The organism is Peribacillus sp. RS7, from assembly GCF_041956845.1.
Taxonomy (GTDB): Bacteria; Bacillota; Bacilli; order Bacillales; family DSM-1321; genus Peribacillus.
In genome coordinates, this window is record NZ_CP168135.1 from 3,486,701 (window position 1) to 3,500,898 (window position 14,198).

Here is a 14,198-nt window from a genome sequence, read left to right on the forward strand (position 1 = left end):
TTAGACCTTCAAAACCCCTCTAGATCAAAGCTTTAATTAAAAAGCCCAATCCCCATTACGGAAGACAGGTTCTGAAGTGCCGTCCTGTTTGATGCCATCGATGTTCATTTTCTCGGATCCAATCATGAAATCGACATGTGTAAGGCTTTCATTCAATCCATTTTCTTCAAGCTCTTCTGGACTCATGTTTTTTCCGCCTTCAATACAGAAAGCATAGGAGCTGCCGATTGCAAGATGGTTTGACGCATTTTCATCGAATAATGTATTGAAGAATAAAACATTCGATTGGGAAATCGGTGAGTTGAATGGAACAAGTGCAACTTCACCAAGATAGTGTGATCCTTCATCCGTTTCCACCAATTGTTTTAGAATTTCTTCCCCTTCTTCAGCTTTTACTTCAATGATTCGTCCTTCCTTAAAGGTCACTGAAAAATTATTAATGATGTTGCCGCCATAACTAAGGGGTTTCGTACTGGAAACCGTACCGTTAACACCTGTTTTCAATGGAACAGTAAATACTTCTTCAGTTGGCATGTTAGCCATGAATTCATGACCCTGTACGTTAACGCTTCCTGCTCCGACCCAAAGGTGCTTGTCAGGCAACTCGATTGTCAAGTCGGTTCCAGGAGCCGTGTAATGCAATTTTTGGTAATGCTTATCATTTAAATAATCAACCTTTTCATGCAGGGTATCATCGTGTTTTTTCCAGGCCTCCACAGGGTCCTTAACATCAACACGAACTGCCTTGAAAATGGCTTCCCATAGCATATCAACGCGTTTTCCTTCTGCCTCTTCAGGGAATACTTTATCAGCCCAAGCCTTTGAAGGGACGGCGACTATGGACCAGCTTACCTTATCGGATTGCATATACTGACGCCACTTCTTCAATGCAGTTCCGGATGCCTTTTGGAAGTTGGCTATCCTTTCAGGTTTTACACCTTTCAATAAGTCAGGGCTTGAGGAGATGACGGATAGATAGGCAGCTCCGTTTTCTGCAAGTTCGATCGTTTCTTCTGCACGCCACTTTGGATATTCGTGGAACACCTCATCTGGAGCCAGTTCATATTTGGTACGTGAAATGATATCGTCATTCCAATTAACGATGACATTACGCGCACCGTTCTCATATGCTTTCTTTACAATGAGACGGACAAGGTCAGCGCCCTCTAATGTAGTATTAACGACCAGGGTTTGATCTTGTTGGATATTAACGCCGACTTTAACGGCAAGTTCTGCATATTTTTCTAAATTCGATTGAAAATCACTCATCATTTCAAAACTCCTTTTCCATTTTCTACATTCATAATTGTACTTATTGTTCTATAAAAAAGAAACTTTTTACTCGTTGTGTGGAAAAACTTATAGTAAATTCAATAAGGAGTTCAACCGGGAAGCAGCTGAATTCAATCTGCATCGGTTTTGATTCATCCGCTTTAGCATCAACACCAACAATCACAATCACACTCGTGTGCACACATAAGTCAGCTCAAGCTCCTGCAGCTATTTTGTCTATCTTGCATTTTACCAAAACTAAAGAAGGAAAGATTATTAAAAGGTTTGAATAATTTAATAATTCGCTTCAGTGAATCAATGTACTGAAAGAAAGAGGGCCTCTTTGAGACCCTCTTTCTTAATAGTCAAAAATCACTTACCCAAATTGATCCAGACGCTTTTCACTTCTGAATAGTTGTCAAGTGCATAAGATCCCATTTCACGTCCGATTCCGGATTGTTTGTAGCCTCCGAATGGGGAAGCTGCGTCGAACGCGTTATAACAGTTCACCCACACTGTTCCGGCACGGAGTTTTCCTGCAACATAATGGGCATTGGCTATATCGCTTGTCCATAAGCCGGCTGCCAATCCATATTCACTGGCATTTGCACGGTTGATGACATCATCTAAATCCTCGAAAGGCATTGCCGCAATAACCGGCCCGAAAATCTCTTCTTTAGCTATCGTCATATCCTCTTCGACACCAGCGAATATAGTAGGAGAAACAAAGTAACCTTGTTCACCCGGTTTATTTCCGCCGACAAGAACTTCCGCACCCTCGTTTTTCCCTTTTTCAATATAGCCCATTACCCGATTTTGCTGCTCCTGGGAAACAAGCGGTCCAATTTGTGTACTTGGATCCAATCCTGCCCCTTGTTTTATGTTTTTTGCATGGCTGGCCATATCTGCAACAACATTATCATAATGTTTCTTTTGAATATAAACCCTTGAACCGGCACAGCATACCTGCCCTTGGTTAAACATGACCCCATTCAAAGCTCCAGGGATGGCTTTTGAGAAATCTGCATCAGGTAGGATGATGTTTGGCGATTTCCCTCCAAGTTCCAATGTGACCCGTTTCAATGAATATGAAGCAGAGCGCATGATCAATTTTCCAACTTCGGTCGAACCTGTAAATGCAATTTTATTTACTTGAGGATGGTCGACAAGTGCTTGTCCAGCGGTTTCACCAAAACCGGGAACGATATTGACGACCCCATCAGGGAAACCGGCTTCAGCCAATAATTCAGCCAGGTAAAGCGCGGAAAGCGGTGTTTGCTCAGCAGGCTTTAATATGACCGTACAACCTGTAGCAAGTGCCGCTCCCAGTTTCCACATTGCCATAAGAAGCGGAAAGTTCCATGGGATGATTTGGCCGACAACACCAACAGCCTCATGTTTTGTGTAGTTAAAGTAATTTCCGCTTACCGGAATGGTCTGTCCAACAATCTTGGTGGACCAGCCAGCAAAATATCTCATATGTTCTATAGCTAAAGGAATGTCGGCATTGGTAGTTTCACTGATTGGTTTTCCATTATCCAACGTTTCCAATTGAGCAAGTTCAGTTTTATTTTCTTCCATTAAATCGGCAAGTTTATACATAAGCCTACTGCGTGCAGCCGCGCTCATCCTTGACCAAGGACCTTCATCGAATGCTTTGCGTGCAGCTTTGACGGCTAAGTCGATATCTTCTTTATCAGCTTCATAAACATCGGCAAGTTTTTGTCCTGTAGCAGGATTAGGAGTGGAGAAGGTTTTTTTTGATGCACTTTCCACAAACTGACCATTAATATAGAGCTTTTTTGGTCCTGTTAAAAATTTTTGTAGCTTTCCACTTACTTCTAACGTTAGATTTGTCATAATTACCCTCCTGAATAAAATGATTAACTTGGGCAAAACATGATGACTTATTGATAACGCTATGATTTATGCCAATTTTTATGATAAATGAAAAAAAGGGAATATTCAATCTATAACATTCGACAGAATATCCAAGATTTCTTTATCATTTTAAAAATGAAGTGTTTTTTTGTCATGACATGTGTAATTACTATAGCAAAAATGAAAGTTAATAGTTAAAATGAATAAGGATAAAATAACTAGAAGGTCTAAAGTTCATCAGGAGGAATATATGGGAAATAATGCGAAAACGATATCGCAGCGTAGATTACTTGGTGTTGCGGGTCTTGGATGGATGTTCGATGCACTTGATGTCGGTATGCTTTCTTTCATTATTGTTGCTTTGAAACAAGAATGGAACTTAACCAGTGAACAGGTTGGCTGGATTGGGAGCATAAACTCTATAGGGATGGCTGTTGGAGCCGTTTTCTTTGGTGCAATGGCTGACAAGGTCGGACGGAAGAATGTCTTTATCATTACTTTATTATTGTTTTCAATTGCAAGTGGCGTGTCTGCAGCAGTCAGTACACTCAGCTTGTTCTTGATATTGCGATTTTTGATTGGAATGGGACTCGGAGGAGAACTTCCTGTTGCCTCGACATTGGTCTCTGAAAGTGTTGAAGCTAGTAAAAGGGGAAGGGTGGTCGTTCTTCTTGAAAGTTTTTGGGCGGTTGGCTGGATATTGGCAGCACTCATTTCCTATTTCATCATTCCTGCTTATGGTTGGCGGGTTGCATTGTTATTGAGCGCCGTTCCCGCTTTATATGCACTGTATCTGCGCTTGAAACTGCCGGATTCACCGAAGTATACGGAACTTGAAAAAAAGCAGAGACCATCTGTATTAAGCAATATGAAAAGTGTCTGGAAAAAGGAATACTCCCGCCAGACCCTTGTGCTGTGGATTCTGTGGTTTTCCGTGGTCTTTTCTTATTATGGGATGTTTTTATGGCTGCCAAGTGTGATGGTCCTAAAAGGATTCAGTATGATTCAAAGTTTTGAATATGTTTTGATCATGACACTTGCACAGCTTCCAGGCTATTTTTCAGCTGCATGGCTGATAGAGAAGATGGGACGTAAGTTCGTTTTGATCACATACTTAATCGGAACGGCCATCAGTGCCTTTTTCTTTGGATCGGCAGAGGGGTTGGCACCACTGATAGTTTCTGGAATGTTCCTATCTTTCTTCAACCTAGGGGCATGGGGTGCGCTTTATGCGTATACACCTGAGCAGTATCCAACTGCAGTTCGTGGCACAGGTGCTGGTTTAGCTGCTGGCATCGGCAGGATTGGCGGTGTCCTGGGTCCATTGCTTGTAGGGTATTTAGTTGCTGCCGATACTCCGATTTCAACGATTTTCACCATATTTACAATTGCTATTCTAGTGGGGGCCGTTGCTGTAGCTTTTGGGAAGGAAACTAAGAATACCGTTTTGACATAAACAAAAGGGAGGGGACTGAATTCAGTCCCCTCATTTCGTCATTTAAATTCTTTTATTATTTTTAAGAGGAATTCGGAGGCAGTCTTCGGACTATCAGCATTCATGATGGCTGAAACGACTGCCGTACCGGATAGCCCGCTATCAGAAAGAGAGGATATGTTATCGGCAGTTATACCCCCGATGGCAACGGCTGGAATCGAAACGCTGCGGCAAATTTCCTCCAGATCTTCAATTGCCATTAGCGTTGCATCTTGTTTGGTCTTCGTAGGGAAAACGGAACCGACTCCGATATAATCTGCTCCATTTCGTTCGGCTTCGATTGCTTCTTCAAGAGTGGAGACTGATACCCCGATAATCATATCGTCAGGAACCATTTGTTTGATGACAGGCAGTGGAAGGTCATCTTGCCCAATATGAATTCCGTCAGCTGCAACAGCAAGTGCTATATCTACCCGGTCGTTAATGATAAGGGGAATGGACAGCTCGTTCAATAACTGTTTTAATGCAGAAGCTTTTTTATAAAAGGAAAGGGAGGAATTGTTTTTTTCTCTAAGTTGTACGATCGAGACTCCTCCTGAAACCGATTCTGTAATGATTTTGGTCAAAACTTCTATTGCTATGGACTCTTCCGTAACTAAGTATAAACTTAAATCAATTTTGGATTTCTTCATTTATTTTCACCTCATGCATCCAGGTTTCCTTATTCATTCTTGATATGGCATCGATTAATCTCACACGAAACGTGCCTGTTCCTTCATCTTCTTGAAGTTTTGCAGCAGCCAGTTCCCCTGAAATGCTCATGGTAGAGATACCGGCAACTGCAGCAGCATAGAAATCGTCCGTGACTCCGGAAAAGGTACCGATAAGAGCAGTGGCCATGCATCCGGTACCTGTAACATTTGTTAAAAGGAGGTTCCCGTTGTCGATTATGGACGTATGTTTTCCATCACTAACAGCATCCTTCGCTCCGCTGACTACGACGACACTATTCAATTTATTTGCCGCTTGTGCAGCCAGCTCAGCATTGCTAATAGCAAGTTCCCCCGAATCCACCCCCCGTGTAACGATATCCCCACCCATCAATCGATGGATCTCACTCGCATTTCCGCGAATGATTTGGAAATTAACCTTACGTAGGAGTTCTGTGACTTGCTCTGTCCGATAGGCGGTGGCACCTACTCCCACCGGGTCCAAAATGACCGGGATATCCAGGGCATTTGCCGTCTTACCGGCAATCTCCATTGCTTCCAAAGCTTTATCATCAATCGTACCGAAATTAAGGACCAATGCATCGGCTAATTTGACCATATCCGCCACTTCTCTTGGGCTCGATGTCATAACAGGCGAACCACCGATGGCAAGGGTGGCATTTGCACAGTCGTTGACCGTAACAAAGTTGGTGATTTGGTGAACGAGTGGTTTTCTTTCTCTTACCTTCACGAATAAATCGGCTGCAGAAACCTTCATATTAATTCACTCCGTTCTTTTTTTGAAAATGAATGAAAATGATGGACAGGTCCATGACCCTTACCGATTGAAAAGCTATTACGAATGGCTTCAGAAATATAGGTCTTGGCCTGTTCGATCGACTCCAGCAATGTCAGTCCATTTGCCAGGTTGGATGTAATGGCGGATGACAGGGTACAGCCTGTACCATGTGTGTTTTTTGTATGAATGCGTTCTCCCTTTATCCAGTGGAAGTCAGTCCCATCATAAAAGAGATCATTTGGATTTCCCGCTGCATGGCCCCCTTTAAGTAAAACGGCTTTAGGGCCCAGTTCTTGTATGGATATGCATGCCCTGTAAAAATCTTGTTTCGTTCGAATCGACAAGCCAGTAAGAACTTCCGCTTCTGGTACATTTGGGGTTGCAAGTGTTGCAAGCGGAAGCAATTCCGTTTTTAAGGCAGAGACGGCTTTTTCGTCCAGCAAATGGTGGCCGCTTTTGGAAATCATGACAGGATCAAGGATAACGATGTCAGGTAAGAATGTTTTAAGGGACGCAGCAACTGTTTCCACTATTTCTTTAGATCCAAGCATACCTATTTTTACTGCATTGACACGAATATCTTCAAAGATGGCTGCAATTTGATCAGAAATGATAGCTGTATCGATGGCCTGAATTGAACGCACTTCCATTGTATTTTGTGCGGTTACGGCTGTGATTGCTGACATTCCAAAGACCCCATGTGCAGAAAATGTTTTTAAATCCGCTTGTATTCCAGCACCGCCCCCTGAATCAGAGCCTGCGATGGTTAATGCTGTTTTCATAAAAAAACCCCTTCATATAATTATTTTTTAGAAGTATTTTAAGTAATATGAAAGCTAAAATCGCACCTGCGAATGAACTAAGCATAAAAGCTGGTAAAAAACCAAAAAGAGCAGCTTTTTCTCCCAATAGGAGGATTGCAAGTGGATAACAGGCTAGGGACCCGAAAATCCCGGTCCCGATCACTTCCCCTAAACAAGCGAATTTTAAGCTTTGTGTTTTTCGATATACGACGGCAGCCAAAAGTGCACCGATCATGCTGCCAGGAAAGGCGAAAATTGAACCGGTACCAGACATGTTTCTAATGATGGAAACTAAAAAAGCTTGTGTTACCGCATAAGCAGGTCCCAATAATACGGCTGTCAGGACATTTGCCAGATGTTGAATAGGAAAGACTTTCGCAAATCCGGCAGGGATGAAAATAAATGAACTGGTTAAAGTCGTTATAGCCGTAATCATGGCGGTCAATGTCAATTTCTTGATTGGATTCATCATCATATCAACGACCTACAGTGGCCAATTCTGCTCATTTTGAACCATATCCCAGAATAAATATTCATATCGGGAAGTCACCAAAAAGTGCTTTTCTAATCTAAGTAGTTCCTTTTCGGGCATGCCTTCTGTTAATTCTTCCAACAAAGCAATCAGCCACTTGTGTGCTTCACCGAATTCAGGAGATGAATATGACCTTATCCAATCAGAGTAGCGATTGTTTTCCAATGCATCACCATTTTGTTCTTTCAATAGCAAACCGATCTCATAATAATCCCAAGCACATGGCAGGAGACATGCTATCAGGTCTGCCAAAGTGCCGTGCTGAGCTGCATTTAGCATGTAACCCGTATAGGCTAGAGTGGTTGGTGTGGGTTCTGTATCTTCCAATTCCTTGGAGCTGATTCCGAATTCCGCAGCATAATGCCGATGGATATTCATTTCAACTTGAAGGGTTTCATTTAAAATACTCGCAAACTTTGCCATGGTTTCGATATTATGAGCTTTGATGACACCTAAAGCAAAGAGCTTGGAATAATCCATGAGATAGATATAGTCCTGCTTCAGGTAATAGGCAAATTTCTTTTCAGGAAGTGTGCCGTTTCCAATTGCCTGGACAAAGGGATGTGAATGGTTCCTTTTCCAAATCTCTTTTGCCCGTCCATGAAGTCTATCACTGAATGTTTCTAATTTAGTATTCTCCATTGTTCATCCTCCTTTAAAATGGATCCCCCTGTTTACACCCAATAAAAAAAACCCGCTCCTGAATACGGAACGGGGTAGATGGATAAAGTCTGTAAATGGACGATATCATCCACTTCCCTCCGCCGGTATGAGCCGGTTCAGGTTCAAAGGGTCCGGAACTAATTCCATCTCAGTCTTAAAAAAGACTCCCCTAGTGGTGTGAATTGTATGTAATTACTGACATCATATCAGAAAGACAAGAAAATGCAACCCGTATTTGAAAGAGGTAATCCTTTATGGCACGGGAAAAAAGGGAGATCCAGGTAATTGACATTTGATGATTATTGAGATAAAATCATGTCTACATCAATTATATATTGAATTCTTATCCAGAGAGGTGGAGGGACTTGGCCCAAAGAAACCTCGGCAGCAGACCCATTTTGGGAACTGTGCTAAATCCAACAAGCATATGCTTGGAAGATAAGAAGAGCCGTACGGACACTGTCAGCCTCTTCTTGAATTAGAAGAGGCTTTTATTTTTGCGGAATAACGTTTAGTGACATAATAAAAAAGGTATATATAATTTGGTGAAAATCAAACCAGTTAATACAGTTTAGCTCAACTAGAAGCAGGCTCTATGATGACTAGGAAAGGAGCCATTTACATGGCGGAATTATTTAAGAGGATTGAACAGAGGAAGGCAAAGCTTATTGAAGAGTTATTGGCCAATGGAGTATACAAAACCTCTGATGAAAGGCACCTTTACGATGCCCCGTTAAAAGTACTTGAAGATGAATATAAGATTGTTATAAATAGACCTAATAACGAGTCTCCTTCGGAATGGATGACATAGTAAGCGATAGACTATATTTTGGGTTCTTGGGATAGGGATATGAAGTAAGCATTCGCAATGTATCACACTTGTGGATGCTTTTTTTATTTAAGTTTATATAGTGGATGTCACAAAATATACATAATTAGAGACTGAAATAGGCTTTTTGTCACATTTAACCTATGAAATAACACATTTAATTTCTGTAAAATAGTTGATTTTAACTACGAGTTTCATTATGATGAAAGTGTAAAAATATTGAAAAATTAGGAGGTGTTTATATGATTTGCCGGAAGGTAACTATAGAAAAAGTAGAAGAAAAGAGAGAGGAAATGATCAAATTGGCAGCAATTTATGGTTTTACAAGTCTTCTAACTGTTCAAGCAAGTCAAGAATTGGATGCGCTGTTAAATGCGTTGACAAATAAAAGAGAATCTGAATATTTTTCCCTCCAGAAAGTATATAGGTATTTTTAAATTCACCATTTCGTCCTCGTTTAATCAGAGAAAAAAGCTACTACACAAGGCAATAGCTTTTAAATAAATATATTTAAATATCGACACGTTTACCAAGAATGATCAAATCCCGTTCAATGCCATCCAGCTCGGCAACTTGAGGTAAATGTGCCCATTTTTCAAACCCGAATTTGGAAAAGAGCTTCAGGCTTGGGGCATTGTGGGCAAAAATGAAACCTAATAGAGTCTTCACCCCTAATTTTGGGCTCACTTCAATTGCCTTTTGAATCGAAATTTGTCCGATTCCTTTTCCCCGGAAATAATCATCAATATAAATGCTGATTTCAGCCGTGGAATTATAGGCCGGCCTCCCATAGAACGATTGAAAGCTCATCCATCCAGCAGTGTCCCCTTCTATAGTAATGATAAATAGCGGTCGACTTTCTGAATCATGTTCCTCAAACCATTTAACCCTCGATTGTACGGATACAGGTTCCGTATCTGCCGTGACCATTCTTGAAGCAATTGTCGAATTATATATTTCAACGATCCTGGGTAAGTCCGATAGTTCTGCCTCTCTAAACTCTATGTGCTCTTCCATGATTTAAACTCCTATCTATTTTCTATCTCCAGAATAAAGGGTATCGCCGCTTTTTTATTAAGGGACGGTGAATGAAACCCAATCCATTGAAAGTTTTATACTATCATACACTCTTTTCTCTTTATCTGACAATTCATTTTATATGTTAGGACTACAGATTTTTGGGTATTTAAAAGATTAAATACTTCATTGTAAATAGACAAAAGGAGAAGCAAATGAAAAAAATAGCAGGTTTATTAATTATTGTACTAATAATTTGTTTCGCTGCATATAAATTTCAAGCCTCGGAAGCGAAAGATGTACAAAGGGTGATGGCTTTTGGAGATTCGTTAACCTATGGAAAAGGGGATAAGGACGGGGAAGGATATATAGACGGTCTGGAGGATGAATTGAATAATCCGGAATCGGAACAAAAAGTGAGTTTTTGGAATTACGGTATAAAAGGTCAGGAAACGGATGGGGTAATGAAGCAGCTTGACGATTACCGCATTAAAACGAAACTTGATAAAGCCGATACTTTCATCGTTTATATTGGAACGAATGACTTGATCAATAGTAACGGCGGGAACTTGGAGAAAATAAGTGACCGAAAAATCGATGATGGTAAACGGGAGTATATCAACCATCTGGATAAGATTATATCAACACTGATAAAGGCAAACGATAAAGCGGATATACTGGTAGTAGGGCTATATAACCCAATTAAAGACAATGAAAAACTTGAAAAACACATTCTAGATTATAACCAAGCAATAAAGGGAATAGCGGAAAAGGATGATAGGATGGTATTCATTCCTACAAATGATCTTTTTGAAAATAAAAAGAAAACAGAGTATTTCAGTGATAAGATACATCCGAATGAAAAAGGGTATCAACTCATTACGAATCGGGTTCTGGAAAGTTATGATTTCAAATGAAAGCAAAAATGCATAAGTCGCTAGGAATTTGATATGGCCTTTAGTTAGGAAGAGAACTGCAAAGATCTGGGGTGCTATCTGCTTTTGTGGCTGAATGGAGTATCCTCCAATGATGGCGATCACTCCTATTTAGAATACCCTTGATGAATTTTGATAGTCCTTTATATTAGGTGAATTTTACCTTTATGACTATCATAGAGCTGTTCAAAAAATAGACAACTTTTAATTGGTTCGTTTCTGTCAAAAAGTATTATTATTTTACACATTCATATAGGTCATGGAATAATTATAAGAGATTAGCCAGGCTTATAAGAGGAGATGCTAAAGATGAATGATAATGAAAAAATCAGGGAAGAACTTTTAAATGCGGTCAACGGACTATCGGATGAACAGCTGAACGCGCATCCTGAAGCAGGACGATGGAGCATCATTCAGGTGTTGGATCATTTATATTTAATGGAACGGGCCATAACAAAGAGCATTGCCGATAAATTGAAAAGCGACGATAGCACTCCGGCTGTTAATAAACCGATCGAGCTTACATTAAATCGTGAAGTGAAGGTTCAGGCCCCGCCATTTGTCATTCCGTCAGAATCATTCCAAACTTTGAATGAGGTCAAGGATAAGTTGTCCGAATCTCGCAAAGCTTTTATAAGAGTCGTTGATCATGCAAAAGAAAATGATCTGGAACAAAAGTCTTTTCCCCACCCTTTGTTTAAAGAATTAAGCTTGAAGCAATGGGTCCCGTTCGTGGGACTACATGAAAAACGGCATTTAATGCAAATAGAAGAATTGAAATCAAAGTTATAATAGAAGAAAAAAACTCATCCGTCTTTGGTTGAGTTTTTGACTTTCAGACAGTTATAGTAAAGGAAGGGTTTTTCAGTGAAAGCCACTTGGGTAAGGACATGTCTGATATTGGGCTTTTTCGGATTGTTGTTGGGGCTCTTGTTCAAGTATATGCTTCCGCCTGATTTAGATGAAATCAAACTGACAGACGAGCTGAATCCGATTGTCGCCGACAAAAAAGACGAGCTCATTCAATTGGCCAATGACAAAGGCATCCCGGTAATCATTACGGCAGGGTTCCGTTCTTTAGCCGAGCAAAATGAACTCTATGAAAAAGGCCGTTTAAGTACGGGGAACATCGTAACGAATGCAAAAGGTGGGGAGTCTCTTCATAATTTCGGTTTGGCGATAGATTTTGCCCTCCTAAACAAACAAGGTGAGGCCATTTGGGATATGGGTTATGACGGCAACGATAATGGAAAGTCGGATTGGATGGAAGTCGTAACCATCGCTAAAGGGTTAGGTTTTGATTGGGGCGGGGATTGGACAGGGTTTAAGGATTATCCTCATTTACAAATGACATTTGGTTTGAGCCTGCGTGAGCTGCAACAAGGCAAGCAGCCAAAAGGGCAGTGAGAGTGGGACGCTTTATTTTAACCGAATAATTTTGACTAAAAGAAGGAAAATAAGCATGTGAATTGATTTACAGGTAATAATTCGATAAAGTGGACTAGTGAGAAATCAGACATAAAGGAGTGCAGTCACCATGGAAGAAATAAAACATTGCCGGGACTCTTTGGTCATAAAAACAAGCCTTGTCCTCCCGCCGGATACAAATAACATTGGTACGATGTTCGGAGGCAAATTAATGGCATACATTGATGATGTAGCAGCTATATCCGCCATGCGTCATGCGCGAAGCAACGTCGTTACGGCATCAACCGATTCTGTCGATTTCCTGCACCCTATTCACGAAGGAAATGCAGTTTGCCTGGAAAGCTTCGTGACCTATACGGGCAGAACATCAATGGAAATCATCGTAAAGGTGATTGCAGAGGATTTAGTTACAGGAGATCGGAATTTATGCGTCATTTCCTTTTTGACCTTTGTTGCCATTAATGAAGAAGGTAAACCAATACCGGTTCCGCGTTTGGTTCCTGAAACAGAGATGGAAATGAATTTAAATGAATCGGCAAAACAACGGGCCCAAATAAGGAAAAAAAGAAGAGAAGATACACAATTCATTGCAAGTACCTTCGGTGTGAAACTGCCATGGACTGATCAATCAAATCCAGGATTATATAAATAAGATACGAAAGCCTTAAGCAGTTCTTACTTATTAATGAAGCATTGAGACCAAATTCGTGATTTGGTCTTTTATTCATTGGCATGGTTCTGAAAAATAGCATCCATTTTTGAATACATCCCTGAATTATCTTTTTACAGGAAATAACGGTGTATGGGCAAATACGTGAAATGACACTTGGGCGCTTGAATAAGTCCAAGCGCCTCAGACTGTAGACAAATTCGATAATAATTGAGTTTGTAACATGTGATTTCCTCTCCAGGCACTTGCTTTCCCCGCAGGAGCCTCGATCATTCCGTTCCAACCAACTTTGTTTTAACAGAAAGATAGAACTCTTTTTGCCTACAGTCTTTTTTGTTTTAAAATAGAAGGATTAAAACTCGAGGTGTTAAGGAGACTTAATAAACATGATTCTATTCAGCGAGATCAACTTGAAATGATTACTTTAGATCAACTGGTGCCATCGAATGTATGACTTGGTGAATGATATGTATTCAGAGGTAGGACGCCCAAGTATTGATCCAGTTATGAGCCTTTTCCACCAGTTAAATTTATCAAGGAATAAACCAAGGTGATTAAAGAAAGTTCAACTGATCCTGAGAGTGGCCACTATGTGAAAGTTGAACGAACAAAACAGTTTGCCTATTCGTTCCATGCGGCAGCAAACCGCAATGGATTTGTGTTGCAGGACGAGAGTAACATCCGGAAATATGCATGTTAGTCATATCTTAGAGCTTATTGAAAAAGTTGAAAACCAGAAGCTGTTGCCGCAGATGCAGCTTACAAAACACCAGCCTTTATAAACTACCTTTTTGGCAAAGAAATCACACCAGCTTTATCCTATACACGTCCTCGAACAAAAGAAGGGTTCTTCCATAAACATGACTATGTGTACGACAAACATTTTATTGTTATCTCTGCTCATCGGACGAGATTTTAAAGTACACAACAACAAATAAAGAGGGCTATTGTGAGTACAAATCATCCAATCCATTTGTGCGAATTGTTCATTTTTATCAGAGTGTACAGAAATTAAAGACCACTAGAAAGTGGTCACACGCCATATTTTGCAAGAATGTAAGGAAAACATATTTATGCGAAACGTAAAGGCAAAAGAAAGGCACGTTATGCGTTGGACTACTTAAAGGGGGATTTGAAAATTGTCGGTGCAGGCGATGCTTACTTTGCCATGAGAATGTAAAGATGATGGCCAACTGGACTTGGCGAGGGTCAGAAATGTCCTGA

At 40.6% G+C, this 14,198-nt stretch carries 15 protein-coding genes, 1 pseudogene and 2 riboswitches; of the genes and pseudogenes, 8 read left to right on the forward strand and 8 right to left on the reverse strand.

Features of this window, described 5'->3' with window-relative positions; all coding sequences use genetic code 11:
• Positions 1-36 precede the first annotated feature (36 nt).
• Together ACDZ29_RS17525 and ACDZ29_RS17530 are read right to left on the reverse strand one after the other, a co-directional pair.
• A complete protein-coding gene (locus ACDZ29_RS17525) occupies positions 37-1,269 on the reverse strand; it encodes an aminopeptidase (protein WP_289324196.1) in 1,233 nt (410 codons plus the stop codon).
• Between the two features lie 375 nt (positions 1,270-1,644).
• Positions 1,645-3,132: an aldehyde dehydrogenase family protein gene (locus tag ACDZ29_RS17530; protein ID WP_289317380.1), complete on the reverse strand. Its 1,488-nt coding sequence runs from the start codon at positions 3,130-3,132 to the stop codon at positions 1,645-1,647.
• 271 nt (positions 3,133-3,403) lie between these two features.
• On the opposite strand from ACDZ29_RS17530, the gene ACDZ29_RS17535 reads away from it, so the two are divergent.
• Complete coding sequence (locus tag ACDZ29_RS17535; RefSeq protein WP_289324197.1) at positions 3,404-4,609, forward strand: MFS transporter; 1,206 nt, start codon at positions 3,404-3,406, stop codon at positions 4,607-4,609.
• 38 nt (positions 4,610-4,647) lie between these two features.
• Here ACDZ29_RS17535 and thiE read toward each other — a convergent pair whose 3' ends face one another.
• The 5 genes from thiE to tenA are packed head-to-tail and all read right to left on the reverse strand — an operon-like array spanning position 4,648 to position 8,074.
• Positions 4,648-5,280: a thiamine phosphate synthase gene (gene thiE, locus ACDZ29_RS17540; protein ID WP_289324198.1), complete on the reverse strand. Its 633-nt coding sequence runs from the start codon at positions 5,278-5,280 to the stop codon at positions 4,648-4,650.
• Complete coding sequence (gene thiM / locus ACDZ29_RS17545) at positions 5,261-6,076, reverse strand: hydroxyethylthiazole kinase (RefSeq protein WP_289324199.1); 816 nt, start codon at positions 6,074-6,076, stop codon at positions 5,261-5,263. The genes thiE and thiM overlap by 20 nt, the downstream gene beginning before the upstream one ends.
• Complete coding sequence (thiD, locus tag ACDZ29_RS17550) at positions 6,073-6,879, reverse strand: bifunctional hydroxymethylpyrimidine kinase/phosphomethylpyrimidine kinase (protein WP_289324200.1); 807 nt, start codon at positions 6,877-6,879, stop codon at positions 6,073-6,075. The genes thiM and thiD overlap by 4 nt, the downstream gene beginning before the upstream one ends.
• Positions 6,848-7,369 (reverse strand): energy coupling factor transporter S component ThiW, encoded by a 522-nt coding sequence (gene thiW, locus ACDZ29_RS17555; RefSeq protein ID WP_289317375.1) that lies wholly within the window; start codon positions 7,367-7,369, stop codon positions 6,848-6,850. Before thiW ends, thiD begins: the two co-directional genes overlap by 32 nt.
• A 15-nt stretch (positions 7,370-7,384) precedes the next feature.
• Positions 7,385-8,074 (reverse strand): thiaminase II, encoded by a 690-nt coding sequence (gene tenA, locus ACDZ29_RS17560; protein ID WP_375088270.1) that lies wholly within the window; start codon positions 8,072-8,074, stop codon positions 7,385-7,387.
• A 97-nt stretch (positions 8,075-8,171) separates the two neighbouring features.
• Positions 8,172-8,276: riboswitch (TPP riboswitch) on the reverse strand.
• 159 nt (positions 8,277-8,435) lie between these two features.
• Positions 8,436-8,540, forward strand: a riboswitch (SAM riboswitch).
• Positions 8,541-8,693: 153 nt separating this feature from the next.
• Here tenA and ACDZ29_RS17565 point away from each other — a divergent pair.
• Positions 8,694-8,906, forward strand: coding sequence for a Fur-regulated basic protein FbpA (locus ACDZ29_RS17565; RefSeq protein WP_081112828.1), 213 nt, complete (start codon positions 8,694-8,696; stop codon positions 8,904-8,906).
• A 260-nt stretch (positions 8,907-9,166) separates the two neighbouring features.
• On the forward strand, positions 9,167-9,361 hold the full coding sequence (locus ACDZ29_RS17570; RefSeq protein WP_289324202.1) for an aspartyl-phosphate phosphatase Spo0E family protein: 195 nt from the start codon (positions 9,167-9,169) through the stop codon (positions 9,359-9,361).
• Positions 9,362-9,434: 73 nt separating this feature from the next.
• Here the strand turns inward: ACDZ29_RS17570 and ACDZ29_RS17575 are convergent, their stop codons facing one another.
• Entirely contained in the window at positions 9,435-9,941 is a 507-nt protein-coding gene (locus ACDZ29_RS17575) for a GNAT family N-acetyltransferase (protein WP_375088271.1), read from the reverse strand.
• Between the two features lie 215 nt (positions 9,942-10,156).
• Between ACDZ29_RS17575 and ACDZ29_RS17580 the strand changes: the two genes are divergently transcribed.
• The 5 genes and pseudogenes from ACDZ29_RS17580 to ACDZ29_RS17600 all read left to right on the forward strand — a co-directional run.
• The gene (locus ACDZ29_RS17580; RefSeq protein WP_375088272.1) at positions 10,157-10,858 is read left to right on the forward strand and encodes a GDSL-type esterase/lipase family protein; all 702 of its coding nucleotides are present in this window, start codon (positions 10,157-10,159) and stop codon (positions 10,856-10,858) included.
• Between the two features lie 327 nt (positions 10,859-11,185).
• On the forward strand, positions 11,186-11,668 hold the full coding sequence (locus tag ACDZ29_RS17585; RefSeq protein ID WP_289324205.1) for a DinB family protein: 483 nt from the start codon (positions 11,186-11,188) through the stop codon (positions 11,666-11,668).
• 75 nt (positions 11,669-11,743) lie between these two features.
• Positions 11,744-12,283, forward strand: a complete 540-nt coding sequence (locus ACDZ29_RS17590; protein WP_370014291.1) for a M15 family metallopeptidase — start codon at positions 11,744-11,746, stop codon at positions 12,281-12,283.
• A gap of 130 nt (positions 12,284-12,413) precedes the next feature.
• Positions 12,414-12,956: an acyl-CoA thioesterase gene (locus ACDZ29_RS17595; protein ID WP_289317369.1), complete on the forward strand. Its 543-nt coding sequence runs from the start codon at positions 12,414-12,416 to the stop codon at positions 12,954-12,956.
• Positions 12,957-13,482: 526 nt separating this feature from the next.
• A pseudogene (locus tag ACDZ29_RS17600) lies at positions 13,483-14,198 on the forward strand (IS5/IS1182 family transposase); the annotation flags it as partial.

What these genes read in the sequence shown, in the direction of transcription:
- ACDZ29_RS17530 (WP_289317380.1), bottom strand. Translation starts at nt 3,132, where the DNA reads ATGACAAATCTAACGTTAGAAGTAAGTGGAAAGCTACAAAAATTTTTA.
- ACDZ29_RS17535 (WP_289324197.1), top strand. Translation starts at nt 3,404, where the DNA reads ATGGGAAATAATGCGAAAACGATATCGCAGCGTAGATTACTTGGTGTT.
- tenA (WP_375088270.1), bottom strand. Translation starts at nt 8,074, where the DNA reads ATGGAGAATACTAAATTAGAAACATTCAGTGATAGACTTCATGGACGG.
- thiD (WP_289324200.1), bottom strand. Translation starts at nt 6,879, where the DNA reads ATGAAAACAGCATTAACCATCGCAGGCTCTGATTCAGGGGGCGGTGCT.
- thiE (WP_289324198.1), bottom strand. Translation starts at nt 5,280, where the DNA reads ATGAAGAAATCCAAAATTGATTTAAGTTTATACTTAGTTACGGAAGAG.
- thiW (WP_289317375.1), bottom strand. Translation starts at nt 7,369, where the DNA reads ATGAATCCAATCAAGAAATTGACATTGACCGCCATGATTACGGCTATA.
- thiM (WP_289324199.1), bottom strand. Translation starts at nt 6,076, where the DNA reads ATGAAGGTTTCTGCAGCCGATTTATTCGTGAAGGTAAGAGAAAGAAAA.
- ACDZ29_RS17585 (WP_289324205.1), top strand. Translation starts at nt 11,186, where the DNA reads ATGAATGATAATGAAAAAATCAGGGAAGAACTTTTAAATGCGGTCAAC.
- ACDZ29_RS17525 (WP_289324196.1), bottom strand. Translation starts at nt 1,269, where the DNA reads ATGAGTGATTTTCAATCGAATTTAGAAAAATATGCAGAACTTGCCGTT.
- ACDZ29_RS17565 (WP_081112828.1), top strand. Translation starts at nt 8,694, where the DNA reads ATGACTAGGAAAGGAGCCATTTACATGGCGGAATTATTTAAGAGGATT.
- ACDZ29_RS17580 (WP_375088272.1), top strand. Translation starts at nt 10,157, where the DNA reads ATGAAAAAAATAGCAGGTTTATTAATTATTGTACTAATAATTTGTTTC.
- ACDZ29_RS17575 (WP_375088271.1), bottom strand. Translation starts at nt 9,941, where the DNA reads ATGGAAGAGCACATAGAGTTTAGAGAGGCAGAACTATCGGACTTACCC.
- ACDZ29_RS17570 (WP_289324202.1), top strand. Translation starts at nt 9,167, where the DNA reads ATGATTTGCCGGAAGGTAACTATAGAAAAAGTAGAAGAAAAGAGAGAG.
- ACDZ29_RS17595 (WP_289317369.1), top strand. Translation starts at nt 12,414, where the DNA reads ATGGAAGAAATAAAACATTGCCGGGACTCTTTGGTCATAAAAACAAGC.